Here is a 26,743-nt window from a genome sequence, read left to right as displayed (position 1 = left end):
ATAACATAATTACTTTAGTCATTCGTTATCTGTAAAGGGTGAAATGCCCAACAAATTCTCTATTATCTTTATGGTCATTGAGTTTTAGTACATACCAGTAATCCCCAGACGGCAATTCGGTTCCGTTGTACCTTCCATCCCAGCTTTGACCCAGTCTATAGGTGCCAATTACGCGGCCATGCCTGTCAAAAATTTCGAATGTCAAATTTTTGTAACTTATCGTACATCCCGGCGCCCAGGTATCGTTTATACCATCTCCATTTGGAGTAAAGTGGTTTGGAATACACACATCGATATACCCGAAATATCTTGACACTGTCGCCTCACATCCATTTTTATCTGTTACCGTTACGGTATAAGTCCCTGATTTGTAAATAATGAATTTATTTACTGATCCATAGGACTCCCCATTCAGCGTATATTGGTATTCTCCGCCTCCGCCTGTAGCCGTAGCTACAATTTCGTTGAGCTGTCCATCAGTCAATGTTAAGGTTAATGGGCTAACATTCCTTATACTAAATGGTAATGTTGTTTGCTCACAACCGTTAGTATGCCTTGCTGTAACAGTATGTGTTCCTGCCGCTACATTTATAAAAGTATTAGCGGATTGAAAAGCTGCCCCATCAAGAGAATAATCAATATCAGCAAGGTTTGTATTGCTTTTATCAACGGTAACCGTAATAGCATTTTGTACAGTATTGTTGGCACACTCGGTATCGATTTTTACCTGAGGATTCAGTACAACTGCAGCATCCATCATAACCTGCATTTCAATTAAACAGCCAATATCTTTTATGTACACGGTATGCTGACCACCTTTAAGGTTTATAAAATCATACTGTGTACCTGAAATTCTGGTATAAACCCCATCCCGACTGTCCAGACTTACACTATATGGAGGTGTGCCTCCAAAAATATCAATACTAAACGCGCCATCATTATTCCCCTCACAGGTTTCCTGTATAATAGGGCCTACAATTTTGGAACTCAAAACAACAGGCTGTTTGATCTCACACTCTAATAATTGGAAACATGAATTTTCGTCGTTAACCAAAATTTGATACGTTCCCGCCTCCAGATGATTAAATATATTGTCATCACTAAACTGGCTTAAGTTTGGTGAGATCGCATATTTGAGTTTTCCTATTCCTCCAGTGGCCGTAACTACTATTTTACCATCATTTTCACTATTGCAAGTCGCATCAGTTACTGCTAAAGATGCTGTTAATCCATTGGCTGGCTCACTGATCGTAATTACATCTGAATCAAGCTGACAATCCCCGCTATCTACCCGTACTACATATTTACCTGCAGGAAGTAAACTAAAATTACTTTCTGCCTGGCCTGCTCTTATAATGTGGCCTGCATCATCTAACAACGTGTATTTGTAATTGCCTAACCCTCCCTGTGCAATTGCTTCAACGGTTGCACCTGCATCGCCTTTGCAATACACGATCGCACCAATTAAATCAAGTTCAAGTGACAAAGGCACAACCTCATTTATGGTAACAGTATTAGAAACTACTCCTATACATCCATTTGCATCTTTGACATAATATTTATGATCTCCTAAACCTGCATCAAATGTCACCGATGATGTAAATGAACCCATCGTCGTAGCAAAAGTCCGATCAGTACTATACTCATATAACCCTGTTCCGCCTCTCACATTTAAGGTAAGTGTTGCAGAAGCCTTACAGGTTTTTCTGGACGCCTGTATCAATGTCGCTATAATTTCTGCTGGTTCTTCGATTGTAACAGCCGCAGTAGTTCCTGTACAATTTAATCCATCAGTAACTGTTACAGAATAGGTACCGGCACGTAATCCTTTGAAAATTGCCTCATTTTGCCCCATAGTAGAGATAACCGGATCAACAGACAGCATATTTAGAACATAATAATAATTGTTTCCTAACCCTCCTGTTGCCGTAACTTTAATCTCGCCATTTTTATCGCCATAACAAACTAATCTACTGGCTGTTGCAACAGTCTCTATTGGCTTAGGATTATCCAGCGTTACAGTGGTTACCGCAACACAATCTTTACTGTCTTTCACCCTTAGTGTATAAGTCCCTGCTGTTAATCCTTTGAACTCGTATTGCCCCGAATAGGCTACTTTTATTGGGCCATCCAACTCATACTGATAATTACCGGGCCATCCGCCACTGCCTTTTATAGTAATTGTTCCGTCATTACCCGGAATACAGGTAATAAGTTTATGTGTCTCTTCTATTTGCAATTCGGCCACTGGCTGCTCAATCGCAAATGTCGTTTCAACGGGACAAAATGGTGTATTTTTAAGTGTTGCCTTAACTATATAAATACCTGATTTCAAGCCTGTAATCGTCGTTGTTCCAGCTGCATTGCTGTCTCCTGATGTAACGAAAGCCCCTAAACTATCTGTAATAGAATAAGTAAATTCTTTCGCATCATTGCCAATAATTGCCAAATGATCTGTCAGGGTCAAATCAACGCTTCCGTTATCATTTCCATAACACTGAATATTTGTAACATTACCTGCTTTGAGTTCAAAGGTATTTACATCTGTAACATAGTACGGTTGTTCAAGAATACAGCCTGTCGCAGGATTTTTTACCGAAATAAGGTAGTTTCCTATTGATAATCCCGTAAATAATCCGGTTGCATTATGATCCTCATGCACTGTTGTTCCGGTACCTGTAATGGTATATTCTAATGGTACGGTTATCACAGTTTGATCTGCTGTTTCTACGGTCACCTGAATGTCCTGACCACTTATACAGGTTATTGGATTTACTATACCTGTAACTATTTTATCCAGACTGATATATGGATCTATAGTTACCGGAACCATAACAGCACCTTCGCAATTTTTATCATCATATACTTTTATAAGGTAAGAACCTCCATCATAATTAGCTTCTGTATATTCGTTGCGCTCGTCTGCCTGAACGACTTTATTTGGAGTACCTATTTTTATAAATTCATAAATAGTGAACTGTCCCGATCCTCCTTTAGCACTTACAGTAATAGTAGCATTGTTTGCACTATTCGATGCTGCACACCCAAACTGCGTTACTATTGGGGCCTCTACCGTAATCGCATTTGGCTCATTTACTATAGTGTGCTCCTGAGCTTCACAACCTCTGTCAGAAATAACCGTTACGGTATATTGATCTGCCGGTAAATTTTCGAAAAGAGGACTCTCCTGAGGTTCTCTTGTTAGGCCTTTATCTCCTGTTAGATTGTATTTATAGCCCGAATTGGTACCAGCAGTATCTAAAGTAACTGTAACCGTTCCGTCTGAACCTCCATTACAGGACACATCTTCATGTATTAGAGAAATATTCGCCACTAAAGCTGCTATAGGAATTTCTACATCCCTCATTTTTATACAACCTGTAGCGTTGTCTTTTACCCAGAAATAATACGTTCCTGAAGACAAATTGGTAAATATACCTGATGCAACAAATGTTCCCGGTGCTTTTAGTGTTCCAAGACTATATTGGTAATCAGGGGAAACAACTGTTCCTCCTGAACCTTGCAGTGTTACCACTCCATCGGTACCGTTACATTTAGGGTAAGTTGTAATTGTTGCCGATAACCCCAACGGATCCAAAATTGTAAAAGCAGCAGTTGCTATACCAATACACCCGTTAGCATCTTTTACATACACATCGTATGTACCGGGTGCATTCACAATTAAAGTAGCGTCTGTTGTAAAATTATCTTTATCTAAACCATATTGTAAAGGTTCTACTCCACTGGCTGTCACACTTATTGTATAGGAATCTGTATCCGGATTGTAACACTGACTGTCCGGTTTAGCTACGATTGCAGATGGAAGCGGGTCTTTGGCAATGGTTATATCTGCTTTAACAGCACATTTATTTTTATCCATAACCCAAACATCCCATTCCGTGTTTAACGCCGGATCAAGTGTAGCGGTATTACTATTGGTATAGAATCCGTCCGGCAAAGTCCCGTCCTGAACAAATGCATACATATAATCCGGTGTCCCTCCTGTTACAGAGGTAATTGGAACTGTCACTACGGCTCCCAAAGTATTACAATTCTGGTTCACATTTACAAGGTCACTACTTAAACTCAATGGTTCTAAAGGCTCGGTAATATCAACCTCATTTGAGCCACCTGAACATTTAGGAAAAGTAGTTTCTTTAACCATAACGGTGTAGTTTGTACCCGCAGGCAATCCCGAAGTCACAGTTGCTCCCAAAGCAGTATCACCTTCTCCTGTAATTGCCGGAGTTAAAGAAAGCCCCTCTTTAAGAATCTCATAGGTATAGTGTCCGGAATATCCGGTAACATTGATCGTAATTGTTCCGGTACTGTCTCCTTTACATGCTACCTCGGCTGATGCAATAGCTACCACTTTCAAATCATTGAATAATGGAACCTCATACGGGTCGGTCATTATAGAACAAGTCGTATTATTATCGAATATCTCGAATTGATAATAACTGCCTGCTTTTGAAGCATAATAGGTAAAGGCATTACCGGTTACCGATAATTTTCCGGTTACCAGCTCACCATCCTCATATACCTGATACGTAAATGGGTTTGGCGTGCTTGTTCCTCCTTTTATAACCACATTTATTTCCTGCTTATTAGTATCACAATCCATTGCCGGGCCAAAAGTCACCTCAGGAGACGTTAATTTAGGGAATGGGGCGATGGTTATTTCCTTACTAAAAATACAACCTTTACTATCTTTTACATAGTACGTTAATTGCTGAGGCTGTCCGGTATCTATAACTTCGAATATATTTTCTGTAATCCATTTTTGTCCATCATTGCTGTACATGTAATCTGTAATTGCTCCGGTGCCGCTTCCTCCCGCTGGAGTAATGGTAACCTCTTTTGCTTTCAGGTCCTTTGCATTACATTTAAAATCATCCTGATCTAATGTTGCTGTTACCGGTACAGCATCAGGTATTGTTACCGGTTTTTTATCCTCACATCCATTATCAGATTTAACAGTAACCCAGTAATCACCAGCTGTTAAACCTGTAAATAAAGATGTTGTTTGAGTTTTTATTTCTTTTATTACACCTGACGATAAGATTTCCTCAAGTACATATTCATACTGCGCATTATCAGTATTGGTCAATGTTACTGTAATAGTTCCATTATTATTATTTCCCTGCCCTGCGGTACAACTTGAAGGTGTACTATCTAATGAAAAATCAATTGCAGTCCGAACCACAAGACTAACGTCTTTTGACTTATCACATCCGGTAATTAAATCTTTTACCTTAACCGTATAACTTCCTGCTGCAACATTTTTAAAAATGCCATCATTCATTTGCACTATATCAGTACCTGCTACCGTATTGTTTACTAACGTAAATTCATAGTTACCCACTCCTGAACCTCCGGAAGCAATTGCCGTAATTTTACCATTAGCTGTTGTACAATCTGGAACCGTAGTAAAACTGGCGTCTATTTCTAAAGGCGGTTCTATTTTAATGCTCTCCTCAACGCTACAATTATTAGCGTCCTTTATTGTAACAGTATGTGTTTTTGAAGACAGATTAGAAAGTGTGAAAGGGGTTGATGCTATTTTTCTAAAAGTCCCACCATCCAGGCTATACGTATGATCTCCTACACCTGTGGTTAATAAAGTAACCTTAATTTCAAACTTGCCCTCTGTTGCTGTGCATGGGTTAATTACCTCCGCCTTCATTGTCGGTGCAGGGTCTAAAACAACGGTTACCGGTGCAACCTGAATACAGCCATACGCATCTCTTACATAAACCAAATATTTACCTGCATCTGCCTTAAACGTATTGCTTGTATGTGAAGCAACAAGGAAAGAATCTGCTGTTGGAGCAGGAGCCCCATTATCCGGGAAAATTTGATATAAATAAGGAACCGCAGCTACTCCGGGGCTGGCGCTTATTGTGCTGCCGCCTTGTGCACAAGCTTCGATTATACCTGACTGTGCATTACAATTTGCATTTTTGGTAGCAGAAGCCGTAATACGTAATAAAGAAGCAGATTCCTTAATATCAAAACTGGCTGTTGGCACACCGCATCCTGCATTTGTCCCTGAGGTTTCCCTTACCAGAACATAATAGGAACCAACAGGCAAAAATCCAAGTCCTAACTGATCAACATGTAAAGTTGCTCCTGCTGCAATAGTGCCAGTGCCGGCAATACCAACAGGTACATTTGAAATTGATTCATAAACCTGATATGAAACATCTACTGAAGATGTGTATCCGTTTACAATATCAAAACTCACATTACCATCATTAGAACCGGCACAGCTACGATTATTTGCAACTACTGCATCTACAGTCAAACCGGATGCAAATGGAATTGCCATTTCTGCAGTCTGATAATAATAACATTTTAAGGTTTGATCGTACACAATAAAAGAATAGGTTGCTCCGGGAATCAAAGGAGTAAAGGTTGTTGTTTTACTGCCCAATGATGATTCTCCCTGCCAGCCCTCAACGTTATCTGCTGTCCATACTTGTCCCGGACCTTTATAAATGTTAAAATGAAATGGTCCCTCACTTGTAAAAGTTGACCCAATCGTAACCGTAGCAGTACCACCAGTACAGTTTACTGTTGTTGTGATATCAATATCCAATTCATCAACAGGGGCTGCAATCATAACATTTGAAACTTGTACGTCACAACTGTTATTATCAACAACTTTAATTTGATACAGACCAAAATTCACATCAAAAACAACCTCAGCTGATCCCGTTTCATTAGCCTTATGCTGAGTAGTATTATTACCTGTTATATAGTAATCATAATTTTTAGTCCCCCCGGAAACACTTTTGATAATAATTTTACCTTGCGAAACGCCATCACCGATGCATTCTAATCCTTTTGTTTCAACATCTACTACGATAGGATCTGGCTGTATAATAACGGCTGATGCAGTAGTAGCACAACCATTGGCATCTGTAACTGTTATTGTGTAATTTCCTGCCGGAAGTCCTGTGGTTTTTGTACCATAGTCAACATTTGGAGTTCCTGATTTCGTAACGTTAATATCATAAGGGCCTACTCCTTTGGCCGGATTAATCACTACATTGATAGAACCTGTGGTACCGCCATTACATTTGATCACATTGGCCTGTAATGCTGATGTTATTTCAGGGTCTGTTTTGGGCTGTATTATTTCTGTTGAAGTAGTCGTACAACCTGCTGCATCAGCAAACGTAAACAAATAGGTTGTTGCAGTTGCGGCAGTTGCTGCTACAGTATTCGTGTACGAAAAGGCATTACCCGTAACATGATATACCGTTGGATCTGATGTTACATCTCCATTAATAGTTACTGTATAAGTATAATTTGGAGTTCCTCCCTTAACCTCTCCTTCAATCTCAATAATAGATGAATCACATTTAGGACCGATTTTTACATTTGTACTAGCAGTTAATGATGAAATAACCGTTTGTTCTTCCAGATCTTTATAACATCCGGTTGAAGTATCTATAACTCTAATTTTGTATGTACCGGCAGTTAGTCCCGCGAACGTTCCGTTATTTTGTGGTACAGCTCCATTAAGGCTGTAAATATAATTGTCATGCGTATTTGGATTCACTTTTATTGTCGCTCCTGACGTTGCATCATAACATGCAGTCTTTGACGCATCGATAACGGCATCTATTGTAACATTACTCTCAATTATAAAAGTACCTGTGCTGCTGGTACATTTACCAGAATCTTTTACTAAAAAAGAATATTCACCCGCAACCAGATCTTTGAAAGTCTTATCTGTTTGTTCCATTACAATACCAGACGGAGTCTTTATTGTATACACATATCCTCCCCAGCCTCCGGACGCATTGATTACAACAGTTCCATTTTCTTTGCAGGTAACCGGTGTAACTGTTGTAGACACCACTGTTAAAGCAGCAGTTGGTGCTGCTACCTTTTGTTTTTTGGTAACAGAGCAAGTGGTGGTTGTATTTGTAACTGTTAAGGTATGTTCTCCTGCACTCAGTCCTGTAAATTCAAGATCAAAAGAATTTCCTGTATGTGATGTAGTACCTGTAACAGGAGTTCCTCCATCAAAAATATAAGAGTAAGACGCATCGTTTCCTAATCCGGAAATGGTATATTTTATAGAACCATTAGATTCCCCTTTACACTGTACATTACTAACTACACTGCTTTTTATACTAATAACAGGTAATGCTGCAATAGTATAAATCATTGAAAAGGTACACTTATTAGCGTCTTTAACTATAAAGGTATAAGTACCCGGAGCCAGGTCTTTGAATATATTAGAACTTTGGTAAGGTCTTATTGATGTTGCAGGTGCAGTTATGGCATATTCGTATGGCCCTTTTCCTCCTGTAACACTCTCAATGGTAACCTCTACTTTATTAGACGGGCATTTAAGAGCTGTATTTGTAATGACCATTGCTGATGGCTTAACTATAGCCTCAATAGTTCCTGCATTTATTACTACAGGAGAAGGAGAACAAAGTTTCGCATCAGTAACGGTGACCGTATAATCTCCGGCAACTGTTAAATTTTCAAAAATACCGGTTGTGTTTTTTGCTACTATAGTGGTAACTCCATTTATGGTAAAACTCAATACATACGTAAAACCACTATTTCCTCCACTTGCTGTGGCTGTAATAACAGCATTGGTATCACAAGTATAAGGCGTTGTTACAGAGGCCGAAGCATTGATTGGGCCTGGTTCTTTAATCTCTATTTCGATTTGACCTGTACAGCCATTGCTGTCTTTTACATAAAAAGTATGCTTTCCTGCAGGTAAATTAGAAAAAGTATTTGATGCTGAAAATCCTGTGGCAGGTTTATCACTAAACTCATAACTTCCTGATCCTCCATGTCCGGTTAATACTACAGAACCGTTTGACAAACCATTGCAGGTTACAGGCGTAAATGCTGCTGTTACCGTAGGATTTGTAATTGGCGCTATGGTAGCATAAACTGTTAGTTGACATGAATTTTTATCTTTTATCACAAAAGAATATCTTGAGGGTTTATCTGTAGTATAAGTAAATGTGGGGCCTGTAATATTGCCACTTTCATATAAGACTTTGCTCATTTCATCTCTAACCACATACGTATATGGGGCTGTACCATTGCTAAGCGTTACTTCTATCTTTCCTGGCGTATTAGTACAGCTTAACGATACTGTTGTTTTTGTGGTTGCTGTAAGTTTAGCATCTATGGTCGCGCTCACAGCTGTAGTCTGGCAACCATTGGCGTCTGTTATTATAAAAGTATACCCTCCAGTCTCTTTTGCATCATAGGTGAAAGAAGAGCCAGTAATAGAAATAGCAGGGCTTAACGCCCCCGACAGGTATTGTACCTGATAGGTATAAGGCGCTACACCACCGGTTATATTCACTATTATTGCTGCTTTACTGCCATCATAACATAAACTTTTTTCGTTTATTGTTGCTACAGGTTTATCCGGAGCAGCAATCACAACATTTATCGTACTGTTTTGTGACTGGCAACCATTGGCATCTTTGACTACTACAATATAACTTCCCGGTTGAACATTCGTAAATGTATTCGAATTTTGAAAATCGATGATAATAGCTTTAGTTGTTCCGTCCAGTAACTGATATTGGTATCCACCCGTTCCTCCGGAAACTGTCACTTTAATCGTTGCGCCAGTAAGACAAGTAGCAGGAGTCACTATATCTACTTTACTTACTGTTAAAGATTTGGGAGCTGTTATTTTCTGTGTCAATGAAAAAGAACAACCAGCTGCAGTATTGTTGTATCGCACTTTTATCTGGTAAGTTCCCTCTTTTTGACCTGTAATAATAACAGGTGATACTTTACTGTTTATCCAGGTAAGGCCGCCATCGAGAGAATAATCGAAACCGTATACAGGATCAAAATTTACAGCGGTAATAGTGAATCCGCCATCTGAGCCTCCATTACATTTTACATTTGCAGCGTTTATTACTGCCGCTGAGAATGTTTTGTTGGCATCGATCGTGATAGGAAAATCTAATTTTGTGCCGCATGCCGTTGCCTCCGGATATAAAGTACTGTTGGCTTTATACTCTACTGTTATTTTATGCGGACCGCTGCCAACATTTAAAAACACATTAGGTTTTACTGTATTGGTGTTCAGTTTGCCGTCTATATAATAAAGATAACTATAAACGAAATCCGAAGATCCGCCTTTTACGGTAACGGTTATAGTATTACCATCGCAAGTGTAAACCGTATCAATACTAATGACTGGCGCAGTTGGTTTAGCCGGCATATTAATAGCCGACATTGCATAGATACAACCGGCTGCATCTTTTATATCAAAGATGTAAGGTCCTCCGGGATTTATAAAAGCTGTATTAGAAGTTTGCCAGGTCTTGCCCCCGTCAAAACTATACTGGTATAAATTTGGGGCAGGAAAAGGAACTCCTCCCTGCGCATTTGTGATGGTTACTTTTCCCTGAAGTTCATTTCCTGCAGGACCGCAGCCGGATAATGCTGTAATACTGGCTGTAGCAGACAAAGATGAAGTTGGTCCCTCTATTGTGACTTTTTCTAAAAGTGTACAAGATGTTATTCCCGTGCTATATTGTATCACTACATCATAAGTGCCTGATGGCAAATATGAAAACGTATTACCGGGCTGAAATGTAACTCCATTATCTATACTATAAGATATTATGTATCCGTTGGGATTGGTAATATTAATTTTTATGCTTCCTGTATTGTCTCCAAAACAGCTGTTTGAAGCTGTCTTTTCGATAGTATATTCCGGTTTTAAAGCCTTAGGAACTACAATTGAAGCTGTAGCAAGACATCCAGCAACATCCTTAACCTCAACCTCATAGGTTCCGGCAGCAAATACTTGTATCGTATTGCCAAGAACCGTAAATCTTCCATCTGAAGAAGTAACCTTATACGTAAGTTTTCCTGTACCTCCACTAGCAGTTATCTCGATTGTTCCATTACTGCCGCATGGCGTTAATTTTTCAGTAATTTCAAGTGAAGCTTGTAGCTCAGCTGGAAAATTTAGAAAATTTGAATAGGTAAAATCAAAACAGTCCGAGTAGCTAGTCGTAACTCTACACTGGAATGTTTCATTTCCTCCTGTAGTTCCATTTGTAGTTTTATACTTATCCGAAAAATATTGTGTCTCAAAAGTAGGACCATAAGTCTCTACCAGAGTACTAACATTCGTTTTACTATCTACCTTATAAATCCTGTATACAAACGGAATATTAGGATTCTTTTCATCCACAATATTTGTTAAAAAAGATCCCTCTTCTTTATTACATTTAGCAATATCGTATGGGGTAAATGTAAAAGCAAGGTCTTTTTTTATATTTTCAATCAGCGTTTGACTTCCTATATTAAAAACACAAGAGCCTGCAACTCCTTTTAATCTCACAAATATATTATAAGTCCCTTTAATGTCGGTTTGAAACAGCTTACTGTCCTGCCATACCTCACCTTCTGACGTTGAATTCTGGGTAAAACAATATTCATAACCACTGCTAAAACCACCCACACTAATGCGTCCTTCTATCGAACATGAATTTGCACCACCTGAACCTGAAAAGGTAATGATATCGCTTTTGGTAAATGTTGCATTGTTGGAGGGTGTTTTAGTGGCATTAAAATAATACGTATAGGATGTATTGGTCTTATCTACTATTACTACTTTATACTGGCCATCATTACCTACCAGATAATCAGGCGCTCTTCCTATTATTGACCAGCAGGAAGCACTTGCCGTTTCGTTAGCACAATTACTGTTTGCAGCCGGGGGGCATGATCCACTATTAAATCTATACCAGGTAACAGAAACAGCATCTTTTATACCCGTGTCGATAAGACGGGTCTCTGCATTCCCGCACAAGAATAGTACCGGTAATACAGGGCCACCATTAGGACACTGGGCTATTATTCCTAAGTAAGGGGTTTCTGCATACTTAATTGCAGGATTACCAGGAGGTGCGGCAGTGATTTTAGCATTTGCTGGTTCAGCAGTAAATTCCGTAAACGGCTGTATTAAAGAGGGCTCTTTTGCTACCCTAAATAGATCCGGCTTTACTTCGCCACACTGTTTTGGGATATAGGATACCCAATTTTGTGAATACGATATAAGGCTTTGCAGGAAAATCAAAGCCAACAATCCAGGTTTTAAAATAGTAGATTTTTTCATAGTTTTTCTATTTTATATTCTGTCTTGTTTTCCCGGAGAAACCGGAGAAAACAAGACAAAAAGTATTCTAAAAAGGAGTTTATATACTTCTGAAAAAATCAGTAGCATATTTATGTTTTAGATTTATCTTTAATTATTTTCAACTTTTACGATAAACATTTTTTTGTTGTATGGCTTATTTCCTTTTAACTCCAATGCATTCATGGCCTCTTGCAAATTGTCATACTTATCATAAAAAATGTAATATTTACTGGAATTTACATCGTAAAAGAAATTAACATCAGATTGTCCCGCAGCTACAGCTTTAGTCAGGAATTCGTCTCTTTTGGCAATATTGTTATGGGTCGCAATGACCATATAATATCCATTTGATATCCTTTTAACATTTTTGATAATTTGCATGTTCGTGTGTTGATCCCCACTATCAAAATCAGCTGAGGATAAAGGAACATGGCTTTGTTGGGTTGTTTCTTTTATACGTTGCAGCGAGTTGAGATCTTCCTGATAACGGTCTTCTTCATTCTCAAATGCGGCACGCTTAATTCTGCGCTTTTTCGCTATTTCAATTTCCTCTTTAGTGCTTTCCAGACTGGCAATGAGGTTGGTACTCTTATATTTTGTATCCAATTGTTCTGCTTTTAGTACTTCAATGTTTGCTGCATAACTTTTGTTTAGTGCCTCATTTTTATTTGGCACCTTTTTAAGTCTCTCATTATATAAATTCGTCAACTTCAGAAGCAGTTCCTCTTGTTGCTTATTCGCCTGTGTGATTTGTGATTTTAATGCTTCGGCCTCATTGTTTTCCGGTACTGTACTTACAAAAGGTTTAGGTTGTTTATAGATTCCTTTTTGGCTTAAATCATACTCTTCTTTCAGGTCTGTAAGGTCTTTTTGTTTTTTAACCACTATTGTTGTCAATCGGTTGAATAAATCCGTTTGTGTTTTATGTAAATCCTCAACAGATTCCGTTACATGGTCCATTGATTGGGCAGTAGCATCCCTGGTTGCCATCACGGCAACATTTGCATCTGTCTCTGTTTTCAGTCGCAATGCCTCAGCATCGGCTTTGGCTTTATTATCAGCCGCTAATTTTGCTTGTAGTGCTTCTGCATCCGCTTTGGCTTTAGTCTCAGCTTCCAGTTTGTTTTTTGCCTCCAGATCGGCTTTAGCCTGGGTTTCTAATCGCAATTGGGTTTCGGCATCTGCTTTGGCCTTAGTTTCGGCTTCCAGTTTATTTTTTGCCTCCAGATCGGCTTTAGCCTGGGTTTCTAATCGTAATTGGGTTTCGGCATCTGCTTTGGCCTTAGTTTCGGCTTCCAGTTTATTTTTTGCCTCAAGACTGGCTTCGGCTTCTAATCGTGCTTGTTCCCCGGCGTCAGCTTTGGCTTTAGTTTCAGCCGCTAATTTATTTTTTGCTTCTGCATCGGCTTTAGCCTTAGCATCTGCAGTCAGGTTCGCTTGTGTTGCCTGATCGGTTGTCACGACTGGTTGTTTCGATTTTACAGGTGCCGTGTTTTTAACCTCAATAAGTCCTCCTTCATCTTCGTCATCGCCATAATAATATTTTTTGCTTTTAAATTTATAAGCAATAACAAATTCATGAGATGCCCCCAGATTAGAGAAATTACCGGTTCCTTTTTCGTAGTTGTACTCAATCGCTATTTTGGGCGTGATATTAACACCAAGTCCTGCTGACATACCGTATAAAGTATTGTAACCGGCTTGTGCCCAGAATCCTTTTGGAATAGAAAACATGGCCAAACCGGAAATGACGGTTTTGTCTTTCCTGAATTCTGATTTTAAAATCCCCGAGAATTTACTTCTGTCAAAAAAGCCATAGGTATTTACATATCCTGTGTACATAAGATGGGCTTGTACTGACTGCTCCGGATCGTCTTTTACCATTTGGGAAGCCGCAAAATTATAGAGCAATAAATTGTTTACTGACAAACCAACATCCAAAAAAGAATTCCCGTAGTTAATACCCGGATTTATTGTAAGTAATGAATTAGACGGTATGTTGTCTATAGTAAGGTTTGTATCGTTTGTAATGATTTTTCCCTGGTTCAGTCCGCTTTTATAAAAACCAACATTCGCACCAAAAGTAAGGTTGCTGTCTTCCTGCAGGACTACATTATGGGCAAAGTTTCCTATGATTCCAAAAGTGGTCATAAGGCCATAGTTTTGCTGGAATAGTGCTACACCAATTCCTTCATTTTCCCTGAATCTTCCGGAATAACTAAATAAATAGGTTTGCGGGGCATTATCAAATTGCACCCATTGGCGCTTGTTATAAAAACTCACCGTCGAGTTTTGTTCCCGGACAAAACTGAATGTTGGGTTAATGATATATCTGTTGAATTTTAATGAATTTCGTACCGGTATAGAAAATGAAACAACTCCATCTCCTTTGACATTGTCCTGAGCATAGAGTGCATCTGTTGTGCTGTAAAGAAAAGCGATGAATAGTAAAATTTTTTTCATGTTATTTAATTACTGTTATAGATCCTTTTTTTTCCTGCTTATCAGCTGTTGTGATAATGTAGTAGTAAACTGGATTTACATTTTTAAAATCTTTTATTTCCCATTTGGCAGGGTTGTAATCCGTGCCATTGAACATTACTTCTCCCTGTGAACTCATAATCATAATATGGGTCTCAGGATTTTTATAAGCTGTTGGTATATCCCAGGAATTAAATGCGCTGCTCAGGCTTATTATATTTGGAATATTTTTCAGGCTCGAATCAGATACCTTAAAGTCCAATTCTTTGGTAGCGGTACAAGCTGTCGTTTGGGTAACGGATACTTTATAAGTTCCTGCTGCCTGAACCAAATAACTATTTGTCAGAGCATCAGGAATAATTGCACCGTCCAGATACCATTTATAAGAGGGATCTGCTGCGTTGGTCGTTAGGCTTACCGCAAGAGTTCCTCCGTTTTGGGTATCGATTGTATTGTTTGCAGGAACGTCCAGTTCTGCTGTAAAATCCTGATTTTCCAGGTTTATTGAACCCGTAACATGGCAACTGCCAAAGCCTACCTCAACAGTATATACTCCTGTCACTGCAGTACTGTAAGTCTGGTTTGTAGCCCCATCAATACGTATTTTGTCTTTGAACCACTGGTAATGAGTGCCTGACTCTGCACTTAAGATTGTAGCCCCATCTGTAGCACAAAATGGGTTTCCAAGGCTTGAAGTAATATTGGTCGTGGCAGCGGCTGTAGATTCGGTTATCGTTACCTGATTCGAATATGAATTGGATGAACAGTCACCATAATTTGTTTTGGCGTAATATATTCCAGGCTCTGTAACAGTATAGGTTCCCTGAGTATCTGCAGCAACTAATGTTTCAGGCAAAAGAAGCCCGTTGTTTTTATACCAGTTATACTTAAGAGAAGGATATTTTAAAGGAGAATCATTTTCTGCTGTAGGAGTATCAACAGACAAAACATAATTTCCGCCAACACAATATGTAGCCGTTGGTTTAAGGTTATTTATAGCAAACTGGCTGTTATGAATTTTATAGTAAGCAGAAAATGCTTTATAACCTGTTATGGAAAAGAATGTAGGGCTGGCAATACCGGTAGTTGTTTCTTTTATCCTAAGACTATATTTCTCTGACCCTATTAAATCATAAGGTACAGCAAATTTCAGCCTTTTGCGGTTAACGGATAAATCAGTAGTACTGAGTAGTATTGTCGCAGTGGGTTTTGCAAAATCGCCCGTAACATCAGACAATTCTACCACATAAGCGGCTGAAGATGGAAAATTCTGAACTTCGAAAGTAACGTTAAATTCATTATAATCACTATCAGCACAAATTCTCTCAAACGGAAGTGTCATCGGTATAATTACCTGACTATGTATTTTATGGGTGCTTAAAAAAAGTAGGGCTAAAAGAAGAATGCTGTTACCAAAGTTGAATAATTTACTTTTACCACCATTATTTTTACTTGCTGTACTGTCTTTTTTAGTACAGGAAAAAAGGCGCTCTGATCTAAAGTGCAGATTATGTATTTTTTTTTTCATCGAATCCGTTTTTTAAATTGGGACAAGAAATAAAAACACTAAATCAGTTCATTTGATGTAACTTTAAATTACTCAAATCTTGTTTTTTTATTTTAAATGCCTTTATTTCCAATCAATTGGCAAAATTCATAGTAAATAATCTATTCACTTACACCTATATTTTTTTAAACTAACAGAATAACGTAAAATAACACACAGCCGTTCTCTATTGCCTGCCTGGCCTTTGTAACAGGAATCAATGCTTTTTCATTCAGTCTGAATGCTCTTACAAAATCAGGACTGCCCGAAAAACAAAAGCCAGTTACAAGAGCATCTTATAACTGGCTTTTAAAAATTATTGTTGTTGAATTTAGGATGGGAACAGTGTCGTAATGACGGAAAACCTTATTATAAATTAATAAAGCCGCCATTGAAGCAAAAGCAAAAACGTCTGGCAGAATGGGGTGCTGTCAATCATTTATTCGTTTTTTTTATGGTTAGATGTAAAGTACAGCAGAAGAGAATTAGTTATGATTTCGTTTTCGCTTCACTAATTTTGGAATTGTTATTTAATAGAATGTCCAAAAAACCAAACATGACTTTATTGTTCTGTTCTATAAAGGGAGTCGTTTGCAAAATGGTTTCTAAAGATTGGATGTATTTAGCCTCTATTAATTCGTTTTGTCCTGCAATTGCCATTTCGCGCATGGATGGAGGCGTTACTTCAAAATGAAACTGAAGGCCCAAAACATGATCTTCATATAAAAAATCCCTGATTTTGACATCCTTTGGACTCAAATAACCGGGAGGCATTTTCCGGAAGAGAAAAAGTTTCTCCATGCCAGTGAAAAAGAGCCATTCTTCGATACAGCCTAACCCCTCAAAAGCAACGTGTTGTAAACCATGGATATTTAATTTTTCAGTCATGGACTGTTTTGATTCAATAAATACTGTTTCTCAAAAACACAAAAAAGCACCCCAAATTGGAGTGCTTTCTGAAATTGAATATATAACTTAAGATTAGAAGTTTTTAGAAATTCCAATATTAAATGTCTGACCAAAGTTGAAGTAGAATTTGTTCACATCAGGTCCGTTATTATCGTAGCTTAATGTTTCGTATCCTAAACCACCAATACTAAAGTTTAAACCAAAACCTTTTTTCATGTTAATGAAAAGAGCCGGAGTAACCCCAACGTACATACCATCGGCCTTACTTTTTGCAAAAGCATTTCCAGGACCATATACTTTAGATTTAGCATTTTGGAAACCTGCACCCATATCTGCAAAAACAGAAAAAGTCTGGCTTAATGGCACTGAATAACGAACAAATGCCCCTAATTTGAAACCATTATCTTTGATTTCTCTTGTACCGTTGTCATCAGTAGATGAAGATACTGTAAATTCTCCCCCAACAGTCCAGTTATCGTTAAATTGGTAACCTACTTTAGGAGAAAAACTAAATGTATTTGTTTTTTCTTCGCTAAATTGGTATTCTGTTTTTTCAGAAGAATAGCCAATGTTACCACCTACTAAGATTGTTCCTTTTTGAGCATTTGCAAAACTGCAGATAGCCAAAGCAGCCATCACTAGAATTTTTTTCATTTGAATTATTTTTTTAATTTAATATCCTTTTAACAATAACGATGCCGTGAGTGTTGGCCTTTAAGTTTTTTTTATGATTTCTTTAAAAGACAAAAATGTAGCAATCGAGACTATTTCTGTTTACTTTTGTAGCAAATAAAAAGTCATGTCGATAGAAGTAAACAGCATATCAAAAAGTTACGGAGAGCAAAAAGCTTTAAATGAAATTTCTTTTAAAATCGAGAAAGGAGAAATCGTAGGATTTCTAGGTCCAAACGGTGCCGGAAAATCTACTTTAATGAAAATTTTGACCACTTATTTACTTGCCGATAGTGGCTCAGCCCTTGTAAATAGTCATGATGTCATGACAAACGCCAAGGCAGTTCAACGTTCTATTGGATATTTACCGGAGCATAATCCGTTGTATCTGGACTTGTATGTTCGTGAGTATTTGGCTTTTAATGCCGATGTTTATAAAGTGCCAAAATCAAGAATTGAAGAGGTAATTGAACTGACAGGACTGACAGCGGAAAGCCATAAAAAGATTGGGCAATTGTCTAAAGGATACCGCCAGCGTGTGGGACTTGCGAATGCTTTATTGCACAATCCGGATGTTTTAATTCTGGATGAACCTACTACCGGACTGGACCCGAACCAGTTAATGGAAATTCGTAACGTAATTAAAAATGTGGGGAAAGATAAAACGGTTTTTTTATCGACTCACATTATGCAGGAAGTAGAAGCCATTTGCGATCGTGTCATCATTATTGACAAAGGAAATATTGTTGCTGATAACAAATTAAATCATCTTGTTTCTGCAAATAAAGAGCAAGTTATTGAGGTAGAGTTTGATTATCAGATCGAAGAACAGCTTTTGGCCAGACTTGAAAACATTACGTCGTACAAAAATATACATGACATGACCTGGGAGCTTACTTTTGTTGCCGAAAAAGATATGCGTCCTGCTATTTTTGATTTCGCCAATGAAAATGGCTTAAAAACGTTACAACTCAATCAGAAAAATAAAAACCTGGAAGCTGTTTTCAGGGAAATTACGAAGTAAGCTACGTTTAATCGTAGTTTGTACATATTCGCCAATTCTTTTAAAAAACAGAAAGAATTGGCTTTTTTTATGACGCTTTTTTTCAACCTTCCCTATTCATCACACCGTACCACCTTTATTTTAGAAATATTTTGCCGCAAGTCCGGTTTATAACCTATAATTTCTTCTTTTTATAAAATCCCGGGTAACTAATTATCAATTTGTTAGGTTTTCTTGTTGCAAATTTTAACTATTTTTATTTAGACTTGATATAAATAGTGTTATATTTGGCAACTGAAACTTCAAAATACCACTTTAATGTTTGCTGTATTACGCCTTATCAAAACCTTTTTTTCTAAGCTTCTCAATCGCTTTTTGCATCTTCGAAAAACACTATCTGATAAACTGGAACACCTTGTTTTGAAATAGAGAAAACCTGTTTAAAACATTGCAACTGTATTTCTTCTTTACGAATACAGCCTAATACAAACCCATACTCCAAAAAAAATCAAATCCAAATATCATGAAGAATTTTATAACCTCTATTATGCTCGCGTTTTCGGTCTACGGATACTCACAGACAGAAAAAGAAACCGATAGTATCGTGGAAACCTCCATAAATGTTTTAGATGAAATTGTCATTACAAAAAAGAAAGTTTTATATACCCAAAAATCAGACAGATTGGTTTTTAATGTTGAAAACAGTATCGTTTCTGAAGGCGGAACGGCATTAGATGTTTTATCCCGTGCTCCGGGTGTTGTGGTGTCTCAGGATGGCGAATTATCAATTCGCGGGCAACAGGGTGTTGGCGTGATGATCAACGGTAAACTAACACAGCTTTCGCAAAAAGAACTGGCAAACTATTTAAAGTCTACAGCCTCCTCAAATATCAAACAAATCGAAGTTATTACGAATCCTTCGTCTAAATATGATGCCACGGGAAAAGCGGGAATTATTAATATTGTTTTAAAGAAACCCAATGCCGGCGGACTTAAAGGAACGGTCTTTACCAACTATGCAAGGGGCCGAAAAAACAGGACCAATTCTGGCGTAAACTTAAGTTATAATAAAGAAAAATTTGGCGTTTACGGCAACTACAGCTACACTTTTAGAGGCGAGGAAGAACGTAAAGAATTCGACCAAAATCAATATACTGATGCTACCCGACAAACCATTTCGACCAAAAACCATCAAACCTCAACTACTGATGAACCGCTTACTTCAAACAATTTTAAAATAGGAACCACTTATGAAGTTTCTCCTAAAACGAATTTAGAAGTATATGTTGATGCTAAATTAGGGCGCTACGAAAATATTGCCAATGGCAGAAATACGCTGCTTAATGCCATGGATCAGGTACAATTTGATGCTGCAACTTACAATGACAGCAAAGAGAAATGGAACGATTATACGTATGCTTTTTCAGGGGTGCACAAATTTAATACCGAAGGAAAAAACATGTCTTTTGATTTTGAATATGAAACTTCCAAATTCAGGTCGAATCAGTTTCAGAGCGCCAAAAATATAGATCCTTTAAGCACTGTTAACATAAATGACAGAAGAGGTTTTATCCCCTCGCAATTAAAAGTTTTTACCGGAAAAGTTGATTTTACCAATCCGCTAAAAGAAAAGCAATCTATCGAATGGGGATTTAAAGCCAGTGTAAAAAACAACGACAATCCATCTGTTTATGAATACAAGGATAATAACCAATGGATTGTTGACCTTAACTCGACCAATCATTTTGAATACAAGGAACAGATTTATGCCGCTTATGCCAATTATAAATATCAACTGGAAAAATTCAATATTCAGGGTGGTTTGCGTTCCGAATATACTGCTATAAACATTTTACAAAAAACGCTGAATGAAGAGCATAAAGACGATTATTTAAAATGGTTTCCAAGTATTGCCATGAAATATGAACTAAGCAGCAATCATTCCTTACATGCCTCATACAGCAAAAGAATCAACAGACCCAGTCAGTTTGATCTGAATCCGTTTCGTTTTTATGATGATTCTTTTAATTATTCACAGGGAAATCCAAATTTGATTCCTGAAATCACCCATTCAGCAGAAATTGGTTATGCCTGGAAAAGTGCTTTTATGGCTTCGTTATATTTCAGCAAAACCAAAGATGTATTTACGGAAGTGTATGTTTACAATCCGGCAAATAATACTACTGTAACTTCTCAAATTAATGTTGACAAGTCCTATAATTATGGTGTTAACATTACCAATACTGCCGAAATTTATAAATGGTGGTCCGTAAATACACTTTTTAATATTTTCGAAAATAAATTTATGGGAAATGTAGTCAATACGACTAAAATTGACCCGATTGTTACTTTGAATTTAAGCGTACAAAACTCGTTTACGATCACAGAGAGCTGGAAGGCCGAGGCAAATGCACAATATCAATCGAAATCTAATCTGGGTATTTATGAAAGAGATGCTTTTTTTGATTTCAGTATCGGAATTTCAAAACAAGTGCTTTCTAACAAAGGCAACATCAAATTTAATATTACCGATATTTTCAATACCAATAATTTCCACATCAATTCGGTTATAGCGCAAACGAGTATCCATAAAAGATATGATCTTGATAACCGCATTGCTACAATAGCCTTTACGTATAGAATTTAATATTTTGGATCTTTAGTTTCCTTGTTTTTGTTTTTTTTTGATGGAAAAGAGCCTGTTGTAGTTAGCGGGCTCTTTCTGCTTTTAGCCCATGGCACGCGGATGACACGGATTTAAATAGATTTACACTATTTTTAATGCCTTTAATTCCTCCTTTTTTAATCCTGAAAGAAGGATTACATCAGAAAACACAAAAATTGATTCTTTGTTTACCAGACTTAAAACAACAAAAAGTCTTTTGAAGAATTTTACTTCTCACAAAAGACTTTTAAAACTAACAAAAATAGGTAAGATCAAACTGAAGTTACTCCGGTTTTTTGCTTTTTCTTTCTTCCCCACCAGATATAAAATCCGGTAACGGGCAAACTGGCACAAATTAAACTGGCTGTAAAATAGATTATTTTAGTTGGTAAACCGCCTATTCCACCAATATGAAGACTGTAATTCGATCGCATTAACCAATCTGAAAAACGTTCGTCACTAATATATTTTTGGGACTTTGAAAGCAATTTTAAGCTTTGGGAATCAAAATATAAATCTCTCCAAACCCCGCGATGCATATCGGTACAAGCATAAAAATCTTCTTTGGGCTCATCCGGAAAATGAATAATAACGGCTTCTTTATTTTCTCTGGCAATTTCTGTTCGCACTTTCTTCCAGATAAAATCGGCAGCAGCCAATTTATCTGATTGTTGCCTGGATAACGTATCTTTTGTAACCGCAACAACCTGCTCTTTTTTATCCTTTTCGTCTGCCCATCCGCCGCTTATCCAATACGTGCTTTCGCGTAACCAGTGAAAACTCATCAACATTCCTGTAAAAGCAATAAGCATAGCTAAAATGAGTGTATAAAAGCCCATCACATTATGCAAATCATAATTCAGACGTTTGAATTTCGCATCCCATTTTATTTTAAAACTACTGTTTCTGGTGGTTTTGTTCCATTTTTTCGGAAACCAGAGTATCAATCCGCTTATCAATAAAAAGAAAAAGATAAAAGTTGCCCAGGCTGTTATCTGCGAGCCTAATTCCCTTTCGAGCCAGAGATTACGATGTCCTTCATCCATAAAATGAAAAAAGTCTTCGTGATGAACTATTCCGGTAATTTTGCCGTTATACGGATTTACATAAATCAACGAATCCGATTCGATATCGACCTTAATTGATTTATCTAAACCATTATACCAAACTCCGTGAATTTCTTTATTGGGCAATGCCTTATGAACTGCAGCGTAAATTTTTGAAGGCGGCAATAATTTGTCCGGACTTTGAGCTTGGACATTTAAATACGGTGATGTCAGTTCTTTGATTTCCTGTTCAAAAACCAAAATACAACCGGTAATCCCCATAATAAATACGATGATTCCTGAAGCTAATCCGAGCCATAAATGCAGCCAGGAATTGATTCTGCTGAATAGAGACTTTTTACTTTTTTGATTTTTTGATTTTGATGATAAAGAAAACATATTTAAAAGTATAAAAAGATAAAAACCACAGGCCATCAAAAATGGCCTGCGGTTCAAAAAAATAATTTAGTATTTTATTTAAGCTGTTTTTACTTAGATTATTTCAAATTATCTAAACGTAAAATATAATCATAACCCCCAACAATTTCTACCCCTGGAGTTACGGCACCTGTTGTAGTATTAACTTCCCAAACATAATCTTTAGTCGTTTCAGCATTAACCTGAATAAATACTTTACCATCAGATGTAATTACATTTTGTAATTGGCTTCCTTTATCTGCAGGTAGATCTAATTTTTTAATTACCGAGCTGGTTGCTATATTGATTAAGGCAAATTTGGTATTAAACAATCCGGAAGGATTTGCTGCTACTATTTTTGAATCTAAGTATTTAACAATAGCCTTACCATTACCAACATACCAGAATCCGCTGGCAGTTTCTCCCCCTAAAGCAGTACCAAGATTAAAATTATAAGAAGAGTCTAATGTAGTTGTACCCTTTTTGATTCTAAATATTTTTGTTGGACTTGTTGTAGCTGTCATCCAATCAGCAAAAAACATCATATAAACATCACCAGATTCATCAGTACAAGAAGTTGGCATCCACATATTAGATCCTCCATTACCATCAGCATCAGAGCTTTCAATCACCTTTTCAACAGTGAAACTCGGATAATTTACTACTGCAATATTCATACCTGCTTCGGCAAGTGCTGGCCAAACAGCCATATTAGAGAATGCAACATATAATTTTCCGTTTGAATATTCAATATTCCCCTGATTGTAAGAAGTATATCCGGCAGGAATCGCAGGCAATGCCAATTCCCCATTTTTAATTTCAAGTGTTGTGGCGTTTACAACAGTATACAACACTTTGTTTCCATCACCATTTGTTCCAAACAATATTAGTGTGTTGTCATCAACCCATGTATAACAATTTATGGATTTTTGATACGTAAAAGGCACTTCTTTTACAACAGACAATTGATTGTTCTTAAATTCGAATTTAGTCATTTTACCAAAGTTAGAACTTGTACTTGGATAGTAATAAAATCCGTTTTTGGCAATAATTCCATAATCTGCCTTGCTTGTAACTTCGGCACCATTACCTACCAAACTAACGCTGCCTTTTGTTAAATCATCAACTCCTACAATGTATTGGGTTGTATTTGGCCAGCTCCCTAATTGTAACCATAGTGCATAATCCGCTTTTCCATCAGCAGAATTACTCCCAGAGTCATCATTGCTGGAGCAAGAAGTAGTTGTACCCATTATCAGGGTACTAAGAAATAGACAATAAAAAGAGGATCTAATAAATCGTTTCATGCTTAAAATGTTTTTTATATAGTTATTAAAAAAATAATTTCGTTCAATTTTATTTTAGGAAATAATGAAATTTAATGGAAAAAGCGCGGCCTTGCTTTTGTAGCTTAAAATTATCATAAGCCAAATCATTGGTTAGATTGTTACACTCCAAAGAAACATTGTACCTTCCTTCATTCATAGAATAAGAAACAGATGCATTTTGTATGTATTGATTAGGAATTATACTCTTCCCTTCTTTTGTTCCATAGTTTTCCCATGTGAGGTAATACCAGTGTGTATATTGCAAATCCCAGTTAAACTGTAGATTATTCCCTTTTTTGATAAAGTCCGACTTTCTATATCCTAAATTCGCATTACCAAACATCCAGGGCCTGTTAGGCAAATCATCTTTGTATGTAGCGGATATTGTTCCTGAATTTGATCCATTAGGATATTTCGTATTGTCAACTGTACTTTGATAAGTAAAATTTATCCCGGCGTTTATTTTGTTCTGATAATTGTACTTTATATCAGCCTCAAGTCCTTTAATTAATACATTTGATGTATTCTCGAATCTACTTATTTGACTATTTGACTGATAAACAACTGCAGAAATAAAGCCTTTCGCATTTCTTAAATACCCTCCCGTTTCAACAAAAAAATGGTGATTTTCTGCTTCATTCTTCCAATAACCACCCAAATTATAATTATTGCTATTCTCCGGTTTAAGCGCAGGGTTTGCTACAACCGAGTACCCATTACCAAATACCTCATCTACTCTTTGTAAGCGATATGCTTTTTCATAAGATGCTTTTATACCTATTGATGGTGTTATTTTATAGCGTGATGCAATTCCATATCCGGTGTAACCATTGTTATCTTTAACAGTTTCGCCCGCCCCGCTTCCGGAATCAGTAATCGCAAAAGGCTGTTCTAACAACATACCATAATATTTACCGAAAAACGTGTTGGTCAGTTTTTCTTCCAGGAAATTCTGCTGATAGGATAGCCCTATAATATTTTTTGTAAGTTTCCCCGGATTATGATCTTTGTCAGTAAGTAATTCGTCATAAGTCTTGTTGTCGACCTTATCCAAAGTGTAGTTAAGACTTAATGAATTATTATCGTTTATTTTGTAGCTAAGATTCGATCCTATAAAATATTTTGGACGCTGAATATTCCATTTAGTGGCAGGCCCTCCCATTTCAGAAGAAGTAGTCGTCACATAACTCCCATCCCAATAATATTTTCGAAACGCAGTATCTGTAACAGTATATTGATCATCTGAATAGGAAGAAAAAAAGCTTAAATCAAGGTCTTTTGTGAACAAATTCTTTTTTAAATATCGTAGCGAAAATGAATAAGCATCTCCTCCTCTATGAACCTGACCATATACTACGTCTTGGTTCGTACCTGTCTGTATCCCTTTTTCTGTTGCCGAATAACTTCCTCCAACAAAGAACACATCTGCCCAGGATTTATCAACGAAACCTAACTCAGCCTGTCCCATAGCAGACTTATATTGATCATTGAATCTTTTAAAATCACCGGTAACAAAACGAGAATTATCCTGATCAATCACTTCTATGACCTGTACATCTCTCATTTTATAATCGTTATCAGAATAATTGAAAAAACCTGAAGCTTTAAAAGTTAATCCTGATTTTTTATCACGAGCCTGACCTGTCAATGAAGCACTATGTGTATTAAAGGATCCGAAACTGTAGGACATATCAAAATAATTTGATATTTGATGATTGGTAATAATATTTACAGCACCACCAAGAGCATCAGAACCTAAGTTCACGGGCACTACACCTTTATAAACTTCAATTCTTTCTGACAAATTAACTGGTATATTGTTTAACGACATTGAGCTCCCCATAATATCCAAAGGCACACCATCTATAAAAAACTTTACGGCACTACCGGAGAGACCATTAATAGAAAAATCAAAATCAGACCCCATACCCCCTTGTTCCCTAACTTTTACTCCGGTAGTTTTATTCAATACTTGACTCAAATTAGATGTAATATTGGCCATTGACCTCGTATCTACCGCATTAACCTGAAAAGCAGATTCTTTGATTTTGGTTACTTTCGATATTCCTTTAACCTGAATTTCATCTAATGCAGCCATATCTTCCTCAATTGTGAGAGTTGGCACTGTTTGATTTGCTTCTTTTAGATTAATCTTTATTTGTTTTGGTTTATATCCAACATAAGTAATAGATAAGATATAATTCGACGGTTCTGCTATGATTTCGTATTCCCCCTTCTCATTCGTTAATGTTGAATAAGCAGTACCTTTTAAGGCTACAGAAACACCTTCGACAGGTTGTGCGTTATTTTCTAAAATGACTCCGGTTAATTTTACTTTGTTATTTTGTGAGAAACCTTGAAGTGAAGTGAAGAGAACCAAGATTAAGAGAAATATTCTATTTATTTGCATTACTTAAAGTTGAAATTAATTTGGCACAAAATTAACTTCTAATACCAGGTTTTCCAAGTTATATTTAATTATTCTAAATAAGAATACTAATTAACTT

The 26,743-nt window shown here is 37.1% G+C and carries 10 protein-coding genes; 2 read left to right on the top strand and 8 right to left on the bottom strand.

The annotated features are described in order from the left end of the window. Nucleotides 1–25 precede the first annotated feature (25 nt). The 5 genes from ACHRWY_RS07300 to ACHRWY_RS07280 all read right to left on the bottom strand — a co-directional run bounded on the left by ACHRWY_RS07300 (nucleotide 26) and on the right by ACHRWY_RS07280 (nucleotide 17,759). Complete coding sequence (locus ACHRWY_RS07300) at nucleotides 26–12,148, bottom strand: T9SS type B sorting domain-containing protein (protein WP_395353600.1); 12,123 nt, start codon at nucleotides 12,146–12,148, stop codon at nucleotides 26–28. Between the two features lie 129 nt (nucleotides 12,149–12,277). After that, nucleotides 12,278–14,632, bottom strand: coding sequence for a PorP/SprF family type IX secretion system membrane protein (locus ACHRWY_RS07295; RefSeq protein WP_395353598.1), 2,355 nt, complete (start codon nucleotides 14,630–14,632; stop codon nucleotides 12,278–12,280). A 1-nt stretch (nucleotide 14,633) separates the two neighbouring features. Next, on the bottom strand, nucleotides 14,634–16,178 hold the full coding sequence (locus tag ACHRWY_RS07290) for a hypothetical protein (RefSeq protein ID WP_395353597.1): 1,545 nt from the start codon (nucleotides 16,176–16,178) through the stop codon (nucleotides 14,634–14,636). Between the two features lie 507 nt (nucleotides 16,179–16,685). Next, nucleotides 16,686–17,084: a hypothetical protein gene (locus ACHRWY_RS07285; RefSeq protein ID WP_395353596.1), complete on the bottom strand. Its 399-nt coding sequence runs from the start codon at nucleotides 17,082–17,084 to the stop codon at nucleotides 16,686–16,688. A gap of 93 nt (nucleotides 17,085–17,177) precedes the next feature. Next, a complete protein-coding gene (locus ACHRWY_RS07280) occupies nucleotides 17,178–17,759 on the bottom strand; it encodes an outer membrane beta-barrel protein (protein ID WP_395353595.1) in 582 nt (193 codons plus the stop codon). Between the two features lie 145 nt (nucleotides 17,760–17,904). Here ACHRWY_RS07280 and gldA point away from each other — a divergent pair, with 145 nt between their 5' ends. Then, complete coding sequence (gene gldA, locus ACHRWY_RS07275; protein ID WP_395353594.1) at nucleotides 17,905–18,801, top strand: gliding motility-associated ABC transporter ATP-binding subunit GldA; 897 nt, start codon at nucleotides 17,905–17,907, stop codon at nucleotides 18,799–18,801. A gap of 502 nt (nucleotides 18,802–19,303) precedes the next feature. Next, complete coding sequence (locus ACHRWY_RS07270) at nucleotides 19,304–21,427, top strand: TonB-dependent receptor domain-containing protein (RefSeq protein ID WP_395353593.1); 2,124 nt, start codon at nucleotides 19,304–19,306, stop codon at nucleotides 21,425–21,427. A gap of 290 nt (nucleotides 21,428–21,717) precedes the next feature. Here the strand turns inward: ACHRWY_RS07270 and ACHRWY_RS07265 are convergent, their stop codons facing one another. From ACHRWY_RS07265 to ACHRWY_RS07255, 3 genes are all read right to left on the bottom strand, one after another. Next, nucleotides 21,718–22,890 carry a PepSY-associated TM helix domain-containing protein gene (locus ACHRWY_RS07265; protein ID WP_395353592.1) on the bottom strand — a complete coding sequence of 391 codons (1,173 nt, stop codon included), beginning with the start codon at nucleotides 22,888–22,890 and terminating at the stop codon, nucleotides 21,718–21,720. A gap of 98 nt (nucleotides 22,891–22,988) precedes the next feature. Continuing rightward, nucleotides 22,989–24,161 (bottom strand): DUF4374 domain-containing protein, encoded by a 1,173-nt coding sequence (locus tag ACHRWY_RS07260; protein ID WP_395353591.1) that lies wholly within the window; start codon nucleotides 24,159–24,161, stop codon nucleotides 22,989–22,991. A gap of 103 nt (nucleotides 24,162–24,264) precedes the next feature. Then, a complete protein-coding gene (locus ACHRWY_RS07255; RefSeq protein WP_395353590.1) occupies nucleotides 24,265–26,646 on the bottom strand; it encodes a TonB-dependent receptor domain-containing protein in 2,382 nt (793 codons plus the stop codon). Between the last annotated feature and the right edge of the window lie 97 nt (nucleotides 26,647–26,743).

The organism is Flavobacterium sp. FlaQc-48, from assembly GCF_044007335.1.
GTDB lineage: Bacteria > Bacteroidota > Bacteroidia > Flavobacteriales > Flavobacteriaceae > Flavobacterium.
Note: the sequence above shows the minus strand (reverse complement) of the source record. Positions and strands in the feature narration are given on the sequence as shown.

Coding starts and splice junctions, on each gene's coding strand:
- ACHRWY_RS07280 (WP_395353595.1), bottom strand. CDS start 17,759: ATGAAAAAAATTCTAGTGATGGCTGCTTTGGCTATCTGCAGTTTTGCA.
- ACHRWY_RS07285 (WP_395353596.1), bottom strand. CDS start 17,084: ATGACTGAAAAATTAAATATCCATGGTTTACAACACGTTGCTTTTGAG.
- ACHRWY_RS07295 (WP_395353598.1), bottom strand. CDS start 14,632: ATGAAAAAAATTTTACTATTCATCGCTTTTCTTTACAGCACAACAGAT.
- ACHRWY_RS07270 (WP_395353593.1), top strand. CDS start 19,304: ATGAAGAATTTTATAACCTCTATTATGCTCGCGTTTTCGGTCTACGGA.
- gldA (WP_395353594.1), top strand. CDS start 17,905: ATGTCGATAGAAGTAAACAGCATATCAAAAAGTTACGGAGAGCAAAAA.
- ACHRWY_RS07260 (WP_395353591.1), bottom strand. CDS start 24,161: ATGGGTACAACTACTTCTTGCTCCAGCAATGATGACTCTGGGAGTAAT.
- ACHRWY_RS07290 (WP_395353597.1), bottom strand. CDS start 16,178: ATGAAAAAAAAAATACATAATCTGCACTTTAGATCAGAGCGCCTTTTT.
- ACHRWY_RS07300 (WP_395353600.1), bottom strand. CDS start 12,148: ATGAAAAAATCTACTATTTTAAAACCTGGATTGTTGGCTTTGATTTTC.
- ACHRWY_RS07265 (WP_395353592.1), bottom strand. CDS start 22,890: ATGTTTTCTTTATCATCAAAATCAAAAAATCAAAAAAGTAAAAAGTCT.
- ACHRWY_RS07255 (WP_395353590.1), bottom strand. CDS start 26,646: ATGCAAATAAATAGAATATTTCTCTTAATCTTGGTTCTCTTCACTTCA.